We start from the raw sequence: 20,084 nt of genomic DNA, 5'->3' as shown, positions 1-20,084 counted from the left end.
TCATGGCGCACCGTTGTCGTCACGACAGCAGCCCCGAGCAGCGCGGTTCTGAGCGGTAGCAGAGCCGGGTCTCGTGCGGGCGATCGTGACCTTGACAGGGGCGTTTCCTTGCATGCGCTTCGTCGTGTATGCTTGCGCTTTGCGCTGCCTGTATCCATGCCCGTCGATCGGATGAGCACTTCCGTGCCAGTCCGAGCGCCGGGTCGATCGGCGTGCGTACTTACCGCATCAAAGGCCCGTGGAAGGACCCTCCTTGGCTGCCTCGCGCACATCCGCGAAGTCCACCGCTCGTACGGCCTCCGGCCGCATCAGTTTCGGCAAGATCCGCGAACCGCTTGAGGTCCCCGACCTCCTTGCTCTGCAGACCGACAGCTTCGACTGGCTCCTCGGCAACGAGCGCTGGCAGGCTCGGGTGCAGGCCAGCTCCGGCGACAGCCACATCCACGAGAAGTCCGGTCTGGAGGAGATCTTCGAGGAGATCTCCCCGATCGAGGACTTCTCGGGCTCGATGTCGCTGTCGTTCCGGGACCACCGGTTCGAGCCCGCCAAGTACTCGATCGACGAGTGCAAGGAGCGGGACATGACCTATGCCGCTCCGCTCTTCGTGACCGCCGAGTTCATGAACCAGAACACCGGCGAGATCAAGAGCCAGACGGTCTTCATGGGCGACTTCCCGCTGATGACCGAGCGCGGCACCTTCGTCGTGAACGGCACCGAGCGCGTCGTCGTGTCGCAGCTCGTCCGCTCGCCGGGTGTCTACTTCGAGCGCACCGCCGACAAGACCTCCGACAAGGACGTCTACACCGCGAAGGTCATCCCCTCGCGCGGCGCCTGGCTCGAGTTCGAGATCGACAAGCGCGACATGGTCGGTGTCCGCATCGACCGCAAGCGCAAGCAGTCGGTCACCGTGCTGCTCAAGGCGCTGGGCTGGTCCGAGGCCCGGATCCTCGAGGAGTTCGGCGAGTTCGAGTCGATGCGCCAGACGCTGGAGAAGGACCACACCTCCGGCCAGGACGACGCGCTGCTCGACATCTACCGCAAGCTGCGTCCGGGCGAGCCGCCGACCCGCGAGGCCGCGCAGACGCTGCTGGAGAACCTCTACTTCAACGCCAAGCGCTACGACCTGGCCCGCGTCGGCCGCTACAAGGTCAACAAGAAGCTCGGCGTCGACAAGGCTCCCTCGGCCAGCGTGCTGGACGTCGACGACGTCGTCGCGACGATCAAGTTCCTGGTCACGCTGCACGCCGGCGGCACCACCATGGCCGGTCACAAGCTGGGCGAGCCGGTCGACCTGCGCGTCGAGGTCGACGACATCGACCACTTCGGCAACCGTCGCCTGCGCACGGTCGGCGAGCTGATCCAGAACCAGGTCCGCACGGGTCTGTCCCGCATGGAGCGCGTCGTCCGCGAGCGCATGACCACGCAGGACGTCGAGGCCATCACGCCGCAGACCCTGATCAACATCCGGCCTGTCGTCGCCTCCATCAAGGAGTTCTTCGGCACCAGCCAGCTGTCGCAGTTCATGGACCAGACCAACCCGATCGCCGGCCTGACGCACAAGCGTCGCCTGTCCGCGCTCGGCCCGGGTGGTCTGTCCCGTGACCGCGCCGGCTTCGAGGTCCGCGACGTCCACCCCTCGCACTACGGCCGCATGTGCCCGATCGAGACGCCGGAAGGCCCGAACATCGGCCTCATCGGCTCGCTGTCGACGTACGCGCGGATCAATGCGTTCGGCTTCGTGGAGACCCCGTACCGCCGGGTCACCAAGGGCCGGGTCAGCGACGAGGTCGACTACCTGACCGCCGACGAGGAGGACGAGTTCGTCATCGCCCAGGCCAACGCGCCGCTGGACGAGAACAACAAGTTCGCCGAGTCGACCGTCACGGTCCGCCGCAAGGGCGGCGAGGTCGAGCTCGTGGCCGACGTCGACGTGGACTACATGGACGTCGCCGCGCGCCAGATGGTGTCGGCCGCGACCGCGATGATCCCGTTCCTCGAGCACGACGACGTGAACCGCGCCCTGATGGGCTCGAACATGCAGCGTCAGGCGGTGCCGCTGGTCAAGGCCGAGGCGCCGCTGGTCGGCACGGGCATGGAGCACCGTGCCGCGCTCGACTCCGGTGACGTCGTCCGGGCCGAGAAGGCCGGTGTCGTCCAGGAGGTCTCCGCGGACGCGGTGACCGTCGCCAACGACGACGCGACCTACACCACCTACCGGGTGGCCAAGTTCCGCCGCTCGAACCAGGGCACCTCGTACAACCAGCGCGCGGCCGTCGAAGAGGGCGCTCGCGTGGAGGCCGGCCAGCTGCTGGCCGACGGTCCGTCCACCCAGGGCGGCGAGATGGCGCTGGGGCGCAACCTGCTCGTGGCGTTCATGCCGTGGGAGGGCCACAACTACGAGGACGCGATCATCCTCAGCCAGCGCGTCGTGCAGGACGACCTGCTCTCCTCGATCCACATCGAGGAGCACGAGGTCGACGCGCGCGACACCAAGCTGGGCCCGGAGGAGATCACCCGGGACATCCCGAACGTCTCCGAGGAGGTCCTCGCGGACCTCGACGAGCGCGGGATCATCCGGATCGGCGCGGAGGTCCGCGACGGCGACCTGCTGGTCGGCAAGGTCACGCCCAAGGGCGAGACCGAGCTGACGCCCGAGGAGCGCCTGCTGCGCGCCATCTTCGGTGAGAAGGCGCGCGAGGTGCGCGACACCTCGCTGAAGGTGCCCCACGGCGAGACCGGCACGGTCATCGGCGTCAAGGTCTTCGACCGCGACGAGGGTGACGAGCTGCCCCCGGGCGTGAACCAGCTGGTCCGCGTCTACGTGGCCAACAAGCGCAAGATCACCGACGGCGACAAGCTCGCCGGCCGGCACGGCAACAAGGGCGTCATCTCCAAGATCCTCCCGATCGAGGACATGCCCTTCCTGTCCGACGGCACCCCGGTCGACGTGGTGCTCAACCCGCTCGGTGTGCCGAGCCGGATGAACGTCGGCCAGGTGCTCGAGACGCACCTCGGCTGGGTCGCCTCGCGCGGCTGGAAGGTCGAGGGCTCGCCCGAGTGGGCCAAGGACATGAAGGCCGACGCGCTGGAGGCCCCCGCGGGCACCCGCGTGGCGTCCCCGGTGTTCGACGGCGCCCGCGAGGACGAGATCACGGGTCTGCTCGACAGCACCATCAAGACCCGGGACGGCGAGCGCCTCATCGACGGCACCGGCAAGGGCCTGCTGTACGACGGCCGCACCGGGGACCCGTTCCCGGAGCCGGTCTCCGTGGGCTACATGTACATCCTGAAGCTGCACCACCTGGTCGACGACAAGATCCACGCTCGCTCGACCGGCCCCTACTCGATGATCACGCAGCAGCCCCTGGGCGGTAAGGCCCAGTTCGGCGGCCAGCGGTTCGGCGAGATGGAGGTGTGGGCGCTCGAGGCGTACGGCGCGGCCTACACGCTGCAGGAGCTGCTGACGATCAAGTCCGATGACATCCAGGGCCGCGTGAAGGTCTACGAGGCCATCGTCAAGGGCGAGAACATCCCCGACTCGGGCATCCCGGAGTCGTTCAAGGTGCTCCTCAAGGAGATGCAGTCGCTGTGCCTGAACGTCGAGGTGCTGAGCAGCGACGGCACGTCCATCGAGATGCGCGACGCGGACGAGGACGTCTTCCGCGCCGCCGAGGAGCTGGGCATCGACCTGTCGCGGCGCGAGCCGAGCAGCGTCGAGGAGGTCTGACGGAGCAGCTAGCCGTCAACCAACCGTCAGACCCGATCGACCGAGAAGACTGAGAGAAGGACACACGTGCTGGACGTCAACTTCTTTGACGAGCTGCGCATCGGCCTTGCGACCGCGGATGAGATCCGCCAGTGGTCGCACGGTGAGGTGAAGAAGCCGGAGACCATCAACTACCGCACCCTGAAGCCGGAGAAGGACGGGCTCTTCTGCGAGAAGATCTTCGGCCCCACCCGGGACTGGGAGTGCTACTGCGGCAAGTACAAGCGGGTGCGCTTCAAGGGCATCATCTGCGAGCGCTGCGGCGTCGAGGTGACCCGGGCGAAGGTGCGCCGTGAGCGGATGGGCCACGTCGAGCTCGCCGCCCCGGTGACCCACATCTGGTACTTCAAGGGTGTGCCGAGCCGTCTCGGCTACCTGCTCGACCTGGCCCCGAAGGACCTCGAGAAGGTCATCTACTTCGCGGCCTACATGATCACCGCCGTCGACGACGAGGCGCGTCACCGCGACCTGCCGTCGCTCGAGGCGCAGATCGAGGTCGAGAAGAAGGAGGTCGAGAACCGTCGCGACGCCGACGTCGAGGCCCGCGCGAAGCGGCTCGAGACCGACCTCGCCCAGCTGGAGTCCGAGGGCGCCAAGGCTGACGCGCGCCGCAAGGTGCGCGAGTCGGCCGAGCGCGAGATGAACCAGATCCGCAAGCGCGCGGACATCGAGCTCGAGCGCCTGACCTCGGTCTGGGACCGCTTCAAGAACCTCAAGGTCCAGGACCTCGAGGGCGACGAGGTCCTCTACCGCGAGATGCGTGACCGGTTCGGCCTGTACTTCGAGGGCGGCATGGGCGCCGCGGCGATCCAGGCGCGGCTGCAGAGCTTCGACCTCGTCGCCGAGGCCGAGTCGCTGCGCGAGATCATCGCGACCGGCCGGGGCCAGAAGAAGACCCGGGCGCTCAAGCGCCTCAAGGTCGTCTCGGCGTTCCTGACCACCCGCAACTCGCCCATGGGCATGGTGCTGGACTGCGTCCCGGTCATCCCGCCGGACCTGCGCCCGATGGTGCAGCTCGACGGTGGCCGCTTCGCGACGTCCGACCTGAACGACCTGTACCGCCGCGTGATCAACCGGAACAACCGGCTCAAGCGTCTGCTCGACCTGGGCGCGCCGGAGATCATCGTCAACAACGAGAAGCGGATGCTCCAGGAGGCCGTCGACGCGCTGTTCGACAACGGTCGCCGTGGTCGTCCCGTCACCGGCCCGGGCAACCGGCCGCTGAAGTCGCTGTCCGACATGCTCAAGGGCAAGCAGGGTCGCTTCCGCCAGAACCTGCTCGGCAAGCGCGTCGACTACTCCGGCCGTTCGGTCATCGTCGTCGGCCCGCAGCTGAAGCTGCACCAGTGCGGTCTGCCCAAGCAGATGGCGCTGGAGCTCTTCAAGCCGTTCGTCATGAAGCGGCTGGTCGACCTCAACCACGCGCAGAACATCAAGTCCGCCAAGCGCATGGTCGAGCGTGGCCGCGCCGTGGTCTGGGACGTCCTCGAAGAGGTCATCACCGAGCACCCGGTGCTGCTGAACCGCGCACCGACGCTGCACCGTCTCGGCATCCAGGCCTTCGAGCCCCAGCTGGTCGAGGGCAAGGCCATCCAGATCCACCCGCTCGTCTGCTCGGCGTTCAACGCCGACTTCGACGGCGACCAGATGGCCGTGCACCTGCCGCTGTCGGTCGAGGCCCAGGCCGAGGCCCGCGTGCTGATGCTCTCGAGCAACAACATCCTGAAGCCGGCCGACGGCCGTCCGGTGACCATGCCCACCCAGGACATGATCATCGGCCTGTTCCACCTGACCTCGCTGACCGAGGAGCCGGTGGGCGAGGGTCGGGTGTTCGGCTCGATCGCCGAGGCGATCATGGCCTACGACGCCCGCGAGCTGTCGCTCGGCGCGACGATCAAGCTGCGGCTGCCCGGGGTCGTCCCCGAGCAGAACGTGGAGCTGCCGGAGGGCTGGACCCAGGGCGAGACCCTGCTGGTCGAGACCACGCTGGGTCGTGCGCTGTTCAACGAGACGCTGCCGGTCGACTACCCGTTCGTGAACGAGCCGGTCGACAAGAAGCGCCTGTCCGCGATCGTGAACGACCTCGCCGAGCGCTACCCCAAGGTCGCGGTCGCCGCGGCGCTGGACGCGCTCAAGGAGGCCGGCTTCCACTGGGGCACCCGTTCGGGCACCACGGTCGCCATCTCGGACGTCGTCACGCCGCCGCGCAAGAAGGAGATCCTCGAGACCTACGAGGCCAAGGCCGCGAAGGTGCAGGGTCAGTACGAGCGCGGTCTGATCACCGACGACGAGCGTCGCCAGGAGCTCATCGAGATCTGGACCCAGGCCACCAACGAGATCGCGAAGGAGATGGAGGCCAACCTGCCGGCGTCCAACTCCGTCTACCGGATGGTCAACTCCGGTGCTCGTGGTAACTGGATGCAGGTCCGCCAGATCGCCGGTATGCGTGGGCTGGTCGCCAACCCGAAGGGCGAGATCATCCCGCGCCCGGTGAAGGCGAACTTCCGTGAGGGCTTCTCGGTGCTGGAGTACTTCATCTCCAGCCACGGTGCCCGCAAGGGTCTGGCCGACACCGCTCTGCGCACCGCCGACTCGGGGTACCTGACCCGTCGTCTGGTGGACGTCTCGCAGGACGTCATCGTCCGTGAGGACGACTGCGGCACCGACCGCGGCTTCGTCCTGCCGATCGCGGTCGAGGGCACCGACGGAGCGCTCCGCAAGGACGACGACGTCGAGACCTCGGTCTACGCCCGCAGCCTGGCGGCGGACGTCGAGGTCGACGGCAAGGTCGTCCTCGAGGCCGGCACCGACCTGGGTGACGTCTCGATCGACCTGCTGATCAGCCACGGGGTCCGTGAGGTCAAGGTCCGCTCGGTCCTGACCTGTGAGTCCAAGGTCGGCACCTGCGCCCAGTGCTACGGGCGTTCGCTGGCCAGCGGCAAGCTCGTCGACATCGGCGAGGCCGTCGGCATCATCGCGGCCCAGTCGATCGGTGAGCCGGGTACCCAGCTCACGATGCGCACGTTCCACACCGGTGGCGTCGCGGGTGACGACATCACCCACGGTCTGCCGCGTGTGGTCGAGCTCTTCGAGGCCCGCACCCCCAAGGGTGTGGCCCCGATCGCCGAGGCCACCGGCCGGATCGCGATCGAGGACACCGACAAGACGCGTCGCATCGTGCTGACCCCGGACGACGGCACCGAGGAGCACGCCTACCCGGTGTCGCGCCGCTCGCGCCTGCTCGTGGCGGACGGCGACCACGTCGAGGTCGGCCACAAGATGGTGCAGGGCGCCATCGACCCGAAGCAGGTCCTGCGCATCCTCGGCCCGCGTGCGGTGCAGACGCACCTCGTGGACGAGGTGCAGGAGGTCTACCGCAGCCAGGGCGTGTCGATCCACGACAAGCACATCGAGGTCATCGTCCGGCAGATGCTGCGCCGGGTGACGATCATCGAGTCGGGCGACGCCGACCTGCTGCCGGGCGAGCTCGCCGAGCGCACCCGCTTCGAGTCGGAGAACCGCCGAGTGGTGGCCGAGGGCCAGCAGCCGGCGTCCGGCCGTCCGGAGCTCATGGGCATCACGAAGGCTTCTCTCGCAACGGAGTCGTGGCTGTCCGCGGCCTCGTTCCAGGAGACCACCCGGGTGCTCACGGATGCCGCGATCAACGGGCGCAGCGACCCGCTGCTGGGCCTGAAGGAGAACGTCATCATCGGCAAGCTGATCCCGGCTGGTACGGGGCTTCCCCGCTACCGCAACGTCCGGGTGGAGCCCACCGAGGAGGCGCGGTCCCTCATGTACGCCATGCCTGGCTACGAGGACATCGACTACGCCCCGTTCGGTTCTGGCTCCGGCCAGGCAGTGCCGCTCGAGGACCTCGACTTCGGGGACCTGCGCGGCTGATCGACTGCTCGGACGGCGACTCCGCCCCCTCGCCGGGGCGGAGTCGCCGCGTCCGGGCCGCCTCGTTTTGACCAGGCTGAGCACAGGCGGGTAAAGTTGTGCTCCGTGCCCGGGGAGACCTGGGTGTGCGCGCCCGCTGACGCTCAGGCTGTCGGGGGTGGCGCGAGCACCGGTTGCACATCGCGCGGTGACTCTGACCGACACTCCCGACCGCGGGGGTCGTAGGGCGGGGTCCTGGAGCGCACCACGACACGAACCATCACTGACAGCACGACCGCGCAAGAGACGGAGACAGAGTGCCCACGATCCAGCAGCTGGTCCGAAAGGGCCGGCAGGACAAGGTCACCAAGACCAAGACCCCCGCACTCAAGGGGAGCCCGCAGCGGCGGGGCGTGTGCACGCGCGTCTACACGACCACCCCGAAGAAGCCGAACTCGGCGCTGCGCAAGGTGGCTCGCGTCCGCCTGACCAGCGGCATCGAGGTCACGGCGTACATCCCGGGTGTCGGTCACAACCTGCAGGAGCACTCGATCGTGCTCGTGCGCGGCGGCCGAGTGAAGGACCTTCCCGGCGTCCGCTACAAGATCGTCCGTGGCTCGCTCGACACCCAGGGTGTCCGCGGCCGCAAGCAGGCTCGCAGCCGGTACGGCGCCAAGAAGGAGAAGAGCTAATGCCCCGCAAGGGTCCCGCCCCGAAGCGACCGCTGGTCGTCGACCCGGTGTACAACTCGCCGCTGGTCACCCAGCTGGTCAACAAGATCCTGCTCGACGGCAAGAAGTCCGTTGCCGAGCGGATCGTGTACGGCGCCCTCGCGGGCGCCCAGGAGAAGACCGGCACCGACCCGGTGGTGACGCTCAAGCGCGCCCTGGACAACGTGAAGCCGGCGATCGAGGTCAAGAGCCGTCGCGTCGGTGGTGCCACCTACCAGGTGCCGATCGAGGTCAAGGCGAACCGCTCGACCACCCTGGCGCTGCGCTGGCTCGTGAACTACTCGCGCGACCGTCGTGAGAAGACCATGACCGAGCGCCTCATGAACGAGATCCTCGACGCGAGCAACGGCCTCGGTGCCGCTGTGAAGCGCCGCGAGGACACCCACAAGATGGCCGAGTCCAACAAGGCCTTCGCGCACTACCGCTGGTGATGACGGGGGGCCGGACCGGCCCCCACCCCACCGCCAGAACACTCTCGACGTAGACGGGCAGGAAACCGTGGCACAGGACGTGCTGACCGACCTCACGAAGGTCCGCAACATCGGCATCATGGCGCACATCGACGCCGGCAAGACCACCACCACCGAGCGGGTCCTCTTCTACACGGGGATCAACTACAAGATCGGTGAGGTGCACGACGGCGCCGCCACGATGGACTGGATGGAGCAGGAGCAGGAGCGCGGCATCACGATCACGTCCGCCGCGACGACCTGCTTCTGGGAGGGCACCCAGTTCAACATCATCGACACCCCCGGCCACGTCGACTTCACCGTCGAGGTCGAGCGCTCGCTGCGCGTCCTCGACGGCGCGGTCGCGGTGTTCGACGGCAAGGAGGGCGTCGAGCCCCAGTCCGAGACGGTGTGGCGCCAGGCCGACAAGTACAACGTCCCGCGCATCTGCTTCGTCAACAAGATGGACAAGCTCGGTGCGGACTTCTACTTCACCGTGCAGACGATCATCGACCGCCTGGGCGCCAAGCCGCTGCCCATCCAGCTGCCGATCGGCTCCGAGGGCGACTTCGTGGGCGTCATCGACCTGCTCTACATGCGCGCGCTGACCTGGCGTGGCGACACGGACAAGGGCGAGGCCTACACGATCGAGGAGATCCCGGCCGACATGGCCGAGAAGGCCGCGGAGTACCGGCACACCCTGGTCGAGACGCTCGCCGAGTCCGACGAGACGCTGCTCGAGAAGTACCTCGGGGGCGAGGAGCTCACCCCCGAGGAGCTCAAGGGCGCCATCCGCAACCTCACCGTCACCGGCGACATCTACCCGGTGCTGTGCGGTTCCGCGTTCAAGAACAAGGGCGTCCAGCCCATGCTCGACGCGGTCGTGGACTACCTGCCGTCGCCGCTCGACGTCCCGCCGATGATCGGCCACGACGTCCGCGACGAGTCGGTGGAGATCATCCGCAAGCCGGACTCGACCGAGCCCTTCTCGGCGCTGGCCTTCAAGGTCGCCTCGCACCCGTTCTTCGGCAAGCTCACGTACGTGCGCGTGTACTCCGGTCACGTCGCGTCGGGCTCCGGCGTCATCAACTCGACCAAGGGCCGCAAGGAGCGCATCGGCAAGCTGTTCCAGATGCACTCCAACAAGGAGAACCCCGTCGAGGACGCGACCGCGGGCCACATCTACGCGATGATCGGCCTGAAGGACACCACGACCGGTGACACCCTGTGCGACCCGACCAACCAGGTCGTGCTCGAGTCCATGACGTTCCCGGACCCGGTCATCTCGGTGGCCATCGAGCCGAAGACCAAGAGCGACCAGGAGAAGCTCGGCACGGCGATCCAGAAGCTGGCCGAGGAGGACCCGACGTTCCAGGTCCAGCAGGACGAGGAGACCGGCCAGACCATCATCAAGGGCATGGGCGAGCTCCACCTCGACATCCTCGTCGACCGCATGCGGCGCGAGTTCAAGGTCGAGGCGAACGTCGGCAAGCCCCAGGTGGCCTACCGCGAGACGATCCGTCGTCCCGTGCTGAAGTTCGACTACACCCACAAGAAGCAGACGGGTGGGTCGGGCCAGTACGCGAAGGTCCAGCTGAACTTCGAGCCGCTGGTGTCCGAGGACGGCGCGATGTACGAGTTCGAGAACAAGGTCAGTGGTGGCCGCGTTCCGCGCGAGTACATCCCGAGCGTCGACCACGGCATCCAGGACGCCATGCAGCTCGGCGTGCTGGCCGGCTACCCGCTGGTCGGCCTCAAGGCGACGCTGCTGGACGGTGCGGCGCACGACGTCGACTCGTCCGAGATGGCGTTCAAGATCGCCGGTTCGATGGCGCTCAAGGAGGCCGTCCGCAAGGCCGACCCCGTGCTGCTCGAGCCGGTCATGGCCGTCGAGGTGCGCACGCCCGAGGACTACATGGGCGAGGTCATCGGCGACCTGAACTCCCGTCGTGGCCAGATCCAGTCGATGGAGGACGCCAGTGGCGCCAAGGTCGTCCGGGCGCTCGTGCCGCTGTCGGAGATGTTCGGCTACGTTGGCGACCTGCGGTCCAAGACCCAGGGTCGCGCGAACTACAGCATGCAGTTCGACTCCTACGCTGAGGTTCCCCGGAACGTCTCGGAGGAGATCATCAAGAAGGCCCGGGGCGAGTGACCTGGCTCCGGCCAGCGAGTTCGTTCCACCAGAGCACGACCACACAGACCAGCCGCATCACCCAGAACCGCGGCAACAACACCCAGTCCTGAGGAGGACCCACAGTGGGTAAGGCGAAGTTCGAGCGGACTAAGCCGCACGTCAACATCGGCACCATCGGTCACATCGACCACGGTAAGACGACGCTGACGGCCGCGATCACCAAGGTGCTGCACGACAAGTACCCGAACCTCAACGAGGCGTCCGCGTTCGACCAGATCGACAAGGCGCCCGAGGAGAAGCAGCGCGGCATCACGATCTCGATCGCGCACGTCGAGTACCAGACCGAGGCTCGCCACTACGCGCACGTCGACTGCCCCGGGCACGCCGACTACATCAAGAACATGATCACCGGTGCGGCTCAGATGGACGGCGCGATCCTCGTGGTCGCCGCCACCGACGGCCCCATGCCGCAGACGAAGGAGCACGTCCTCCTGGCCCGCCAGGTCGGCGTCCCCTACATCGTCGTGGCGCTCAACAAGGCCGACATGGTCGACGACGAGGAGATCCTCGAGCTCGTCGAGATGGAGGTCCGCGAGCTGCTGTCCGCCTACGAGTTCCCGGGCGACGACCTGCCGGTCGTGCGCGTCTCGGCGCTGAAGGCGCTCGAGGGCGACGCCGAGTGGGGCGACAAGCTCATGGACCTCATGAACGCGGTCGACGAGTCCATCCCGCAGCCGGTCCGCGACACCGAGAAGCCGTTCCTCATGCCCGTCGAGGACGTCTTCACGATCACCGGTCGTGGCACCGTCGTCACCGGTCGTATCGAGCGCGGCATCCTCAAGGTCAACGAGGAGGTCGAGATCGTCGGCATCCACACCGGCCCGCCGGCCAAGACGACCGTCACCGGTATCGAGATGTTCCGCAAGCTGCTCGACGAGGGCCAGGCCGGTGAGAACGTCGGTCTGCTGCTTCGCGGCATCAAGCGTGAGGACGTCGAGCGCGGCCAGGTCGTCTGCAAGCCGGGCTCGATCACCCCGCACACGCAGTTCGACGCCAACGTCTACATCCTGTCGAAGGACGAGGGTGGCCGGCACACGCCGTTCTACGGCAACTACCGCCCCCAGTTCTACTTCCGGACCACCGACGTGACCGGCGTGGTGACCCTCCCCGAGGGCACCGAGATGGTCATGCCCGGTGACAACACGGAGATGAAGGTCGACCTCATCCAGCCGATCGCGATGGACGAGGGCATGGGCTTCACCATCCGCGAGGGTGGCCGCACCGTCGGTGCCGGCCGCGTCACGAAGATCCTCGCCTGACACCAGCACCACCGGCCACGGGGCTCGGGCGCACCGCCCGAGCCCCGCGGCATGGCCGGGGGACCTGCGCACGGCGGCCGCACTGAGCGGATTCGCCAAGCGGCCGGTCGCTCTGGCACAATAGACAAGTTGCTCGACGCGCCCCGGCGCGGCTGACCACCACGGTGGGCGGCCCTCGGCGCTCCGCCTCACGGCGGGGAAGGCGTGTCGACGTCCGGCCCAGGCCGGTGACCAAGAAGACCCGACGAGGACGGCATCGAAAGATGTCAGCTTCGGCGCGTGGCGCGAGCGCGACACGCCCGACCTCGGGGGTCGGCGAGGTCGCCACCCGGAGCGGCTACCGCCGAACCGGGACACCGAGCAGCGAGAGAGAGTTAACCGAAGCGATGGCGGGACAGAAGATCCGCATCCGGCTGAAGTCCTACGACCACGAGGTCATCGACAGCTCGGCGCGCAAGATCGTCGACACGGTGACGCGCGCTGGTGCGACGGTCGTTGGTCCGGTGCCGCTGCCTACGGAGAAGAACGTCTACTGCGTCATCCGTTCGCCGCACAAGTACAAGGACAGCCGCGAGCACTTCGAGATGCGCACCCACAAGCGCCTCATCGACATCATCGATCCCACGCCCAAGGCTGTCGACTCGCTCATGCGTCTCGACCTGCCGGCGGACGTGAACATCGAGATCAAGCTCTAAGGGACCTTTCAATGACCAAGCAGATTCAGGGCGTCCTGGGTGAGAAGCTCGGCATGACCCAGGTCTGGGACGAGAACGGCCGGCTGGTTCCGGTCACCGTCGTCCAGGCCGGGCCGTGCGTCGTCACCCAGGTCCGTACCTCCGACAGCGACGGCTACGACGCCGTCCAGATCGCGTACGGCGCGATCGACCCTCGCAAGGTGAACCAGCCGATGGCCGGTCACTTCGCGAAGGCCGGTGTCACCCCGCGTCGCCACCTGGTCGAGCTGCGTACCGCCGATGCCGGTGAGTACGCCCTCGGGCAGGAGCTCACCGTCGAGGTGTTCGAGGCCGGCCAGAAGGTCGATGTCGTCGGCACCACGAAGGGCAAGGGCACGGCCGGTGTCATGAAGCGTCACGGCTTCCACGGCGTCGGCGCCTCCCACGGTGCGCACCGCAACCACCGCAAGCCCGGTTCCATCGGCGGGGCCTCGACGCCCGGCCGCGTGTTCAAGGGTCTGAAGATGGCCGGCCGCATGGGCCACGTCCGCAAGACCACCCAGAACCTGACCGTGCACGCCATCGACGCCGACAAGGGCCTGCTGCTCATCAAGGGCGCCGTTCCCGGCCCCAAGGGCGGCGTCGTGCTGGTCAAGACCGCTGCCAAGCTCGTTGTGAAGGGGGCCTGACGCCATGACGACGATCGACGTCCTCTCCCCGGCCGGTGAGACTTCCGGTTCGGTCGAGCTGCCCGCCGAGATCTTCGACGTGCAGACCAACGTGCCGCTGATCCACCAGGTCGTGGTGGCCCAGCAGGCCGCGGCCCGCCAGGGCACGCACTCCACCAAGACCCGCGGCGAGGTTCGCGGCGGTGGCCGCAAGCCGTACCGGCAGAAGGGCACCGGTCGCGCCCGCCAGGGCTCGACCCGCGCGCCGCAGTTCGCCGGCGGTGGCGTGGTGCACGGCCCGCAGCCGCGCGACTACAGCCAGCGCACCCCGAAGAAGATGAAGGTCGCCGCCCTGCGCGGGGCCCTGTCCGACCGGGCGCGCAACGGCCGCGTGCACGTGCTCTCCTCGCTCGTCGAGGGTGACGCGCCGTCGACCAAGGGCGCTGTCGCGGCCCTGGCCGCCGTGTCCGACCGCAAGCACCTGCTCGTGGTGGTCGAGCGCGCCGACGTGACGGGCTGGAAGAGCCTGTCGAACGTCGACCGCGTGCACGTGATCGTGCCCGACCAGCTGAACACCTACGACGTGCTGTGCGCCGACGACGTGGTCTTCACGTCCGGTGCGTTCGACGCCTTCGTCGCCGGGCCCGTCAAGGGCAAGAGCGCCAAGGCCGTCGCGACCGAGTCCGAGGCTGCTGACGAGGAGGCCGCGAAGTGAGCACCGAGTACACCGTGCAGAAGAACCCGCGGGACATCCTGCTCGCCCCCGTGGTGTCCGAGAAGAGCTACGGCCTGCTCGACGAGGGTGCCTACACCTTCGTCGTGGACCCGCGCGCCAACAAGACCGAGATCAAGATCGCGGTCGAGCAGGTGTTCGGCGTCAAGGTCAAGTCGGTCAACACGCTGAACCGCAAGGGCAAGACCCGTCGTACGCGGTTCGGCATGGGCAAGCGCAAGGACACCAAGCGGGCGATCGTGACCCTGAGCGAGGGGTCCATCGACATCTTCGGGGGTCCGGTCTCCTGACCGGGCTGCCGACGAGAGAACTTCGAAGAGGACTTTGAGCTATGGGTATCCGTAAGTACAAGCCGACGACGCCGGGCCGCCGCGGTTCCAGCGTGGCCGACTTCGTCGAGATCACGCGCTCCGAGCCGGAGAAGTCGCTGGTGCGCCCGCTGACCAAGAGCGGGGGCCGCAACAGCTCCGGTCGGGTGACCACCCGGCACATCGGTGGCGGTCACAAGCGCGCCTACCGCGTGATCGACTTCCGTCGTCACGACAAGGACGGCGTGCCGGCGAAGGTCGCGCACATCGAGTACGACCCGAACCGCACCTCGCGGATCGCACTGCTGCACTACGCGGACGGCGAGAAGCGCTACATCCTCGCGCCGGCCAAGCTGAAGCAGGGCGACCCGATCGAGAACGGTCCGTCCGCCGACATCAAGCCCGGCAACAACCTGCCGCTGCGCAACATCCCGGTCGGTACGGTCATCCACGCCATCGAGCTGCGGCCCGGTGGCGGTGCGAAGATCGCCCGCTCGGCCGGTGCCAGCGTGCAGCTCGTCGCCAAGGACGGCCCCTACGCGCAGCTGCGCATGCCGTCCGGCGAGATCCGCAACGTCGACCTGCGCTGCCGCGCGTCGATCGGCGAGGTGGGCAACGCCGAGCAGTCCAACATCAACTGGGGCAAGGCCGGCCGCATGCGCTGGAAGGGCAAGCGCCCGACCGTCCGCGGTGTCGCCATGAACCCGGTCGACCACCCGCACGGTGGCGGCGAGGGCAAGACCTCTGGTGGCCGTCACCCGGTGAGCCCGTGGGGTCAGCCCGAGGGCCGCACCCGTCGTCCCAACAAGGACAGCGACAAGCTGATCGTCCGTCGCCGTCGTTCCGGCAAGAAGCGCTGAGGAGCCCTGACACATGCCTCGTAGTCTGAAGAAGGGCCCCTTCGTCGACGACCACCTGCAGAAGAAGGTGGACGTGCAGAACGAGAAGGGGACCAAGAACGTCATCAAGACCTGGTCCCGGCGCTCGATGATCGTGCCGGACATGCTCGGTCACACGATCGCCGTCCACGACGGCCGCAAGCACGTCCCGGTCTTCGTGACCGAGTCGATGGTCGGCCACAAGCTCGGTGAGTTCGCTCCGACCCGCACCTTCCGCGGGCACGAGAAGGACGACCGCAAGGGTCGCCGGCGCTGACGCGCCGGCACTCACCGGACACAACGAAACTCACCGAGAGACAAGGGACAGCAATGGAAGCCAAGGCGCAGGCGCGGTACGTCCGTGTCACGCCCCAGAAGGCCCGGCGCGTCGTCGCCCTCATTCGAGGCAAGGATGCGACGCAGGCCTCCGCGGTGCTGCAGTTCGCTCCGCAGGCGGCCAGCGAGCCGATTCGCAAGGTGCTGCTCAGCGCCGTCGCGAACGCGCGGGTCAAGGCGGACAAGGCCTCCGAGGCCTTCGACGAGCGTGACCTGGTCGTCCAGGCCGCGTACGTCGACGAAGGACCGACCATGAAGCGGTTCCGGCCGCGCGCCCAGGGGCGTGCCTACCGGATCCGCAAGCGCACGAGCCACATCACCGTGGTCGTGGGCACCGTCGACACCGACACCACCGGCCAGAGCACGAAGGCCGCCACGAAGGGGAGGACCCGCTAGTGGGACAGAAGGTCAACCCGCACGGGTTCCGACTCGGCATCACCACCGACCACAAGAGCCGTTGGTTCGCCGACAGCACCAAGCCGGGCCAGCGCTACCGCGACTACGTGAAGGAAGACGTCGCGATCCGCAAGCTCATGTCCACGGGCATGGAGCGGGCCGGCATCTCCAAGGTCGAGATCGAGCGCACGCGTGACCGCGTCCGCGTCGACATCCACACCGCCCGGCCGGGCATCGTCATCGGCCGTCGCGGCGCGGAGGCCGACCGCATCCGCGGCGAGCTCGAGAAGCTCACGGGCAAGCAGGTCCAGCTGAACATCCTCGAGGTCAAGAACCCCGAGATCGACGCGCAGTTGGTCGCCCAGGGCATCGCCGAGCAGCTCAGCGCCCGCGTGTCGTTCCGACGCGCGATGCGCAAGGGCATGCAGAGCTCGCTGCGCGCCGGTGCCAAGGGCATCCGGGTGCAGTGCTCGGGCCGCCTCGGTGGCGCCGAGATGTCGCGCTCGGAGTTCTACCGCGAGGGTCGCGTCCCGCTGCACACGCTGCGCGCCAACATCGACTACGGCCTGTACGAGGCCCGGACGACGTTCGGTCGCATCGGCGTCAAGGTGTGGATCTACAAGGGCGACGTCACGGCCAAGGAGCTCGCGCAGCAGCAGGCCGCTGCGCCGCGGGCGCCCCGTGGCCCGCGCAGCGACCGCAGCGACCGTCCGGCTCGTGGCGCCCGTGGTGACCGTCCGACCCGTGGCGCTCGCGCCGACGCGCCGGCCGGCACCGAGACCGCTCCGGCGGCCGAGGCCGCCGCTACCCCGGCAACGGAGGGCTGAGGCATGCTGATCCCTCGTCGTGTGAAGCACCGCAAGCAGCACCACCCGGGTCGCTCGGGCGCTGCCAAGGGCGGCACCACGATCGCCTTCGGCGACTACGGCATCCAGGCTCTCGAGCCCGCCTACGTCACCAACCGGCAGATCGAGTCCGCGCGTATCGCCATGACCCGGCACATCAAGCGTGGCGGCAAGGTGTGGATCAACATCTACCCGGACCGTCCGCTGACCAAGAAGCCTGCCGAGACCCGCATGGGTTCCGGTAAGGGTTCGCCGGAGTGGTGGATCGCCAACGTCAAGCCCGGACGCGTGATGTTCGAGCTGTCCGGCGTCCCGGAGCCCATCGCCCGCGAGGCCATGCTGCGTGCGATGCACAAGCTCCCCATGAAGTGCCGCTTCGTGCGGCGTGAAGGCGGTGACCTCTGATGTCCGTTGGTTCCAAGGACCTCACCACCTCGGCCCTGGCCGAGATGACCGAGGAGCGCCTCGTCGAAGAGCTGCGCAAGGCCAAGGAAGAGCTGTTCAACCTGCGCTTCCAGTCGGCCACCGGCCAGCTCGAGAGCCACGGTCGGCTGCGCGCCGTCCGTCGTGACATCGCCCGCATCTACACGGTGCTGCGCGAGTACGAGCTCGGCATCCGGACCCGTTCGGAGGGCCAGGCATGAGTGAGAAGAACGAGAAGGACACCGTGAGCACCAGCACCGAGACCGTCGACCGCGCGAACCGCAAGACCCGCCGTGGTTACGTGGTGAGCGACAAGATGGACAAGACCGTCGTGGTCGAGGTCGAGGACCGCGTCAAGCACGCGCTCTACGGCAAGGTCCTGCGACGCACCAGCAAGGTCAAGGCGCACGACGAGGACAACTCGGCCGGCGCTGGCGACCTCGTGGTGATCATGGAGACCCGCCCGCTGTCAGCCACCAAGCGCTGGCGCGTCGTGGAGATCCTCGAGAAGGCCAAGTAGTCCCAACACCAGTTCCGCAAGGCTCGTACTGCGAGAACCAGCGCGACGACAGGAGTTAGTAGTGATCCAGCAGGAGTCGCGACTCAAGGTCGCCGACAACACGGGTGCCAAGCAGATCCTGTGCATCCGCGTTCTCGGTGGCTCGGGTCGGCGCTACGCGGGTATCGGTGACGTCATCGTCGCCACCGTCAAGGACGCCATCCCCGGCGGCAACGTCAAGAAGGGCGACGTCGTCAAGGCGGTCATCGTGCGCACCAGCAAGGAGCGCCGGCGGCCGGACGGTTCATACATCCGCTTCGACGAGAACGCAGCCGTCATCCTCAAGGGCGACGGCGACCCGCGCGGGACGCGCATCTTCGGGCCGGTCGGTCGCGAGCTGCGCGACAAGAAGTTCATGAAGATCGTGTCCCTTGCGCCGGAGGTGCTCTGACCATGGCGAAGATGAAGATCAAGAAGGGTGACCTCGTCGAGGTCATCACCGGTCGCTCGCAGAAGAACGGCGGCGACCGCGGCAAGCAGGGCAAGGTGATCAGCGTCGACGTCGAGCGCCAGCGGGTGCTCGTCGAGGGCGTTCGCCAGGTCAAGCGGCACACCAAGGTCGGCACGTCCGGCCGTGGCGCCAAGACCGGCGGGATCATCACCCAGGAGGCGGCGCTGCACATCAGCAACGTCCAGCTGGTCGACCCCGAGACCAAGAAGCGCACCCGGGTCGGGTACCGCACCGAGACCGTCGAGCGTGACGGCCGCGAGCGCACCGTCCGCGTGCGCGTGGCCAAGCGGTCGGGGAAGGACGTCTGATGACTGCCACCACTGAGGCCCGCGCGCTGCCGCGGCTGAAGCAGAAGTACCGCGACGAGATCATCGCGAACCTGACCGAGCAGTTCGGTTTCGGGAACGTCATGCAGGTGCCCGGCGTCGTCAAGGTCGTCGTCAACATGGGCGTCGGCGAGGCGGCTCGCGACTCGAAGCTGATCGAGGGTGCGGTCAAGGACCTCACCGCGATCACCGGTCAGAAGCCGGTCGTGACCAAGGCCCGCAAGTCCATCGCGCAGTTCAAGCTCCGTGAGGGCATGCCGATCGGCGCGCACACCACGCTGCGCGGCGACCGGATGTGGGAGTTCCTGGACCGTCTGGTGTCCACGGCGCTGCCCCGCATCCGTGACTTCCGCGGCCTGTCGCCGAAGCAGTTCGACGGGAACGGCAACTACACCTTCGGTCTCAACGAGCAGTCGATGTTCCACGAGATCGACCAGGACCGGATCGACCGCGTGCGCGGCATGGACATCACGGTCGTGACGACCGCGAACAACGACGACGAGGGTCGGGCGCTGCTGAAGCAGCTCGGCTTCCCGTTCAAGGAGAACTGACGTGGCGAAGACGTCCCTAGTCAACAAGGCCGCGGCCAAGCCCAAGTTCAAGGTCCGTGGCTACACCCGGTGCCAGCGGTGCGGCCGTCCGCACTCCGTGTACCGCAAGTTCGGCCTCTGCCGCATCTGCCTTCGCGAGATGGCACACCGCGGCGAGCTGCCGGGCGTCACCAAGAGCAGCTGGTAACCACTACACCGCAGGTCCTGAGCCACGTCGGCTCGTGAAACCACGGTGAGGAAGGGCAGGAAAGCCCGATGATGACCGACCCCATCGCAGACATGCTCACGCGTCTGCGGAACGCCAACTCGGCGTACCACGACTCCGTGGCCATGCCGTTCAGCAAGCTGAAGTCCCACATCGCCGAGATCCTGGAGGCCGAGGGGTACATCTCCTCCTGGGCCGTCGAGGACGCCGAGGTGGGCAAGAAGCTCGTGATCGAGCTCAAGTACGGCCCGAGCCGCGAGCGCTCGATCGCCGGCATCCGCCGCGTGTCGAAGCCCGGCCTGCGGGTCTACGCCAAGTCCACCAACCTGCCGAAGGTGCTCGGCGGCCTGGGCGTCGCGATCCTGTCGACGTCCTCGGGTCTGCTCACCGACCGTCAGGCGACTCAGAAGGGCGTGGGTGGGGAAGTCCTCGCCTACGTCTGGTAAGGGAGGG

The 20,084-nt window shown here is 67.7% G+C and carries 21 protein-coding genes and 1 pseudogene; all 22 read left to right on the top strand.

The window, feature by feature from the left end; translation table 11 throughout:
* The first annotated feature begins 253 nt into the window (after positions 1–253).
* The 22 genes and pseudogenes from rpoB to rpsH all read left to right on the top strand — a co-directional run bounded on the left by rpoB (position 254) and on the right by rpsH (position 20,077).
* On the top strand, positions 254–3,727 hold the full coding sequence (gene rpoB, locus ABEB17_RS04675; protein ID WP_345715425.1) for a DNA-directed RNA polymerase subunit beta: 3,474 nt from the start codon (positions 254–256) through the stop codon (positions 3,725–3,727).
* 66 nt (positions 3,728–3,793) lie between these two features.
* Positions 3,794–7,666, top strand: a complete 3,873-nt coding sequence (locus tag ABEB17_RS04670) for a DNA-directed RNA polymerase subunit beta' (RefSeq protein WP_345715424.1) — start codon at positions 3,794–3,796, stop codon at positions 7,664–7,666.
* 296 nt (positions 7,667–7,962) lie between these two features.
* Entirely contained in the window at positions 7,963–8,337 is a 375-nt protein-coding gene (gene rpsL, locus ABEB17_RS04665; protein WP_056675708.1) for a 30S ribosomal protein S12, read from the top strand.
* Positions 8,337–8,807 carry a 30S ribosomal protein S7 gene (gene rpsG / locus ABEB17_RS04660; RefSeq protein WP_345715423.1) on the top strand — a complete coding sequence of 157 codons (471 nt, stop codon included), beginning with the start codon at positions 8,337–8,339 and terminating at the stop codon, positions 8,805–8,807. Before rpsL ends, rpsG begins: the two co-directional genes overlap by 1 nt.
* 67 nt (positions 8,808–8,874) lie before the next feature.
* A complete protein-coding gene (gene fusA / locus ABEB17_RS04655) occupies positions 8,875–10,977 on the top strand; it encodes an elongation factor G (protein WP_345715422.1) in 2,103 nt (700 codons plus the stop codon).
* Between the two features lie 104 nt (positions 10,978–11,081).
* Positions 11,082–12,278: an elongation factor Tu gene (gene tuf / locus ABEB17_RS04650; RefSeq protein WP_345715421.1), complete on the top strand. Its 1,197-nt coding sequence runs from the start codon at positions 11,082–11,084 to the stop codon at positions 12,276–12,278.
* A gap of 386 nt (positions 12,279–12,664) precedes the next feature.
* Positions 12,665–12,973 (top strand): 30S ribosomal protein S10, encoded by a 309-nt coding sequence (rpsJ, locus tag ABEB17_RS04645; protein ID WP_056675697.1) that lies wholly within the window; start codon positions 12,665–12,667, stop codon positions 12,971–12,973.
* An 11-nt stretch (positions 12,974–12,984) separates the two neighbouring features.
* Positions 12,985–13,641, top strand: a complete 657-nt coding sequence (gene rplC / locus ABEB17_RS04640; RefSeq protein ID WP_345715420.1) for a 50S ribosomal protein L3 — start codon at positions 12,985–12,987, stop codon at positions 13,639–13,641.
* 4 nt (positions 13,642–13,645) lie between these two features.
* Positions 13,646–14,335, top strand: coding sequence for a 50S ribosomal protein L4 (gene rplD / locus ABEB17_RS04635; protein WP_345715419.1), 690 nt, complete (start codon positions 13,646–13,648; stop codon positions 14,333–14,335).
* Positions 14,332–14,643 (top strand): 50S ribosomal protein L23, encoded by a 312-nt coding sequence (rplW, locus tag ABEB17_RS04630; RefSeq protein ID WP_345715418.1) that lies wholly within the window; start codon positions 14,332–14,334, stop codon positions 14,641–14,643. The genes rplD and rplW overlap by 4 nt, the downstream gene beginning before the upstream one ends.
* A 41-nt stretch (positions 14,644–14,684) precedes the next feature.
* Positions 14,685–15,521 carry a 50S ribosomal protein L2 gene (gene rplB / locus ABEB17_RS04625; RefSeq protein WP_345715417.1) on the top strand — a complete coding sequence of 279 codons (837 nt, stop codon included), beginning with the start codon at positions 14,685–14,687 and terminating at the stop codon, positions 15,519–15,521.
* Between the two features lie 13 nt (positions 15,522–15,534).
* Complete coding sequence (gene rpsS / locus ABEB17_RS04620; protein WP_345715416.1) at positions 15,535–15,816, top strand: 30S ribosomal protein S19; 282 nt, start codon at positions 15,535–15,537, stop codon at positions 15,814–15,816.
* Between the two features lie 53 nt (positions 15,817–15,869).
* Positions 15,870–16,271, top strand: a complete 402-nt coding sequence (gene rplV / locus ABEB17_RS04615) for a 50S ribosomal protein L22 (RefSeq protein WP_345715415.1) — start codon at positions 15,870–15,872, stop codon at positions 16,269–16,271.
* Complete coding sequence (rpsC, locus tag ABEB17_RS04610; protein WP_345715414.1) at positions 16,271–17,098, top strand: 30S ribosomal protein S3; 828 nt, start codon at positions 16,271–16,273, stop codon at positions 17,096–17,098. The genes rplV and rpsC overlap by 1 nt, the downstream gene beginning before the upstream one ends.
* Before the next feature lie 3 nt (positions 17,099–17,101).
* Entirely contained in the window at positions 17,102–17,521 is a 420-nt protein-coding gene (gene rplP, locus ABEB17_RS04605) for a 50S ribosomal protein L16 (RefSeq protein ID WP_345715413.1), read from the top strand.
* Positions 17,521–17,740, top strand: a pseudogene (gene rpmC, locus ABEB17_RS04600) (50S ribosomal protein L29); the annotation flags it as partial. The gene rplP and the pseudogene rpmC, both read left to right, overlap by 1 nt.
* A 16-nt stretch (positions 17,741–17,756) precedes the next feature.
* Complete coding sequence (rpsQ, locus tag ABEB17_RS04595; protein ID WP_345715412.1) at positions 17,757–18,059, top strand: 30S ribosomal protein S17; 303 nt, start codon at positions 17,757–17,759, stop codon at positions 18,057–18,059.
* A gap of 61 nt (positions 18,060–18,120) precedes the next feature.
* On the top strand, positions 18,121–18,489 hold the full coding sequence (gene rplN, locus ABEB17_RS04590; RefSeq protein WP_345715411.1) for a 50S ribosomal protein L14: 369 nt from the start codon (positions 18,121–18,123) through the stop codon (positions 18,487–18,489).
* A 2-nt stretch (positions 18,490–18,491) separates the two neighbouring features.
* On the top strand, positions 18,492–18,857 hold the full coding sequence (rplX, locus tag ABEB17_RS04585) for a 50S ribosomal protein L24 (RefSeq protein ID WP_345715410.1): 366 nt from the start codon (positions 18,492–18,494) through the stop codon (positions 18,855–18,857).
* Positions 18,857–19,426: a 50S ribosomal protein L5 gene (gene rplE / locus ABEB17_RS04580; protein ID WP_345715409.1), complete on the top strand. Its 570-nt coding sequence runs from the start codon at positions 18,857–18,859 to the stop codon at positions 19,424–19,426. The genes rplX and rplE overlap by 1 nt, the downstream gene beginning before the upstream one ends.
* 1 nt (position 19,427) lies before the next feature.
* Positions 19,428–19,613, top strand: a complete 186-nt coding sequence (locus ABEB17_RS04575; RefSeq protein ID WP_345715407.1) for a type Z 30S ribosomal protein S14 — start codon at positions 19,428–19,430, stop codon at positions 19,611–19,613.
* Positions 19,614–19,681: 68 nt separating this feature from the next.
* Complete coding sequence (gene rpsH / locus ABEB17_RS04570; RefSeq protein WP_345715406.1) at positions 19,682–20,077, top strand: 30S ribosomal protein S8; 396 nt, start codon at positions 19,682–19,684, stop codon at positions 20,075–20,077.
* Positions 20,078–20,084: the final 7 nt, after the last annotated feature.

It is taken from the genome of Angustibacter luteus (genome assembly GCF_039541115.1).
Lineage (GTDB): Bacteria > Actinomycetota > Actinomycetes > Actinomycetales > Angustibacteraceae > Angustibacter > Angustibacter luteus.
Note: the sequence above shows the minus strand (reverse complement) of the source record. Positions and strands in the feature narration are given on the sequence as shown.

What these genes read in the sequence shown, in the direction of transcription:
- rplE (WP_345715409.1), top strand. Translation starts at nt 18,857, where the DNA reads ATGACTGCCACCACTGAGGCCCGCGCGCTGCCGCGGCTGAAGCAGAAG.
- rpsS (WP_345715416.1), top strand. Translation starts at nt 15,535, where the DNA reads ATGCCTCGTAGTCTGAAGAAGGGCCCCTTCGTCGACGACCACCTGCAG.
- rpsQ (WP_345715412.1), top strand. Translation starts at nt 17,757, where the DNA reads ATGAGTGAGAAGAACGAGAAGGACACCGTGAGCACCAGCACCGAGACC.
- rpsJ (WP_056675697.1), top strand. Translation starts at nt 12,665, where the DNA reads ATGGCGGGACAGAAGATCCGCATCCGGCTGAAGTCCTACGACCACGAG.
- rplX (WP_345715410.1), top strand. Translation starts at nt 18,492, where the DNA reads ATGGCGAAGATGAAGATCAAGAAGGGTGACCTCGTCGAGGTCATCACC.
- rplP (WP_345715413.1), top strand. Translation starts at nt 17,102, where the DNA reads ATGCTGATCCCTCGTCGTGTGAAGCACCGCAAGCAGCACCACCCGGGT.
- rplD (WP_345715419.1), top strand. Translation starts at nt 13,646, where the DNA reads ATGACGACGATCGACGTCCTCTCCCCGGCCGGTGAGACTTCCGGTTCG.
- rpsH (WP_345715406.1), top strand. Translation starts at nt 19,682, where the DNA reads ATGATGACCGACCCCATCGCAGACATGCTCACGCGTCTGCGGAACGCC.
- rplC (WP_345715420.1), top strand. Translation starts at nt 12,985, where the DNA reads ATGACCAAGCAGATTCAGGGCGTCCTGGGTGAGAAGCTCGGCATGACC.
- rplV (WP_345715415.1), top strand. Translation starts at nt 15,870, where the DNA reads ATGGAAGCCAAGGCGCAGGCGCGGTACGTCCGTGTCACGCCCCAGAAG.
- rpsG (WP_345715423.1), top strand. Translation starts at nt 8,337, where the DNA reads ATGCCCCGCAAGGGTCCCGCCCCGAAGCGACCGCTGGTCGTCGACCCG.
- rplB (WP_345715417.1), top strand. Translation starts at nt 14,685, where the DNA reads ATGGGTATCCGTAAGTACAAGCCGACGACGCCGGGCCGCCGCGGTTCC.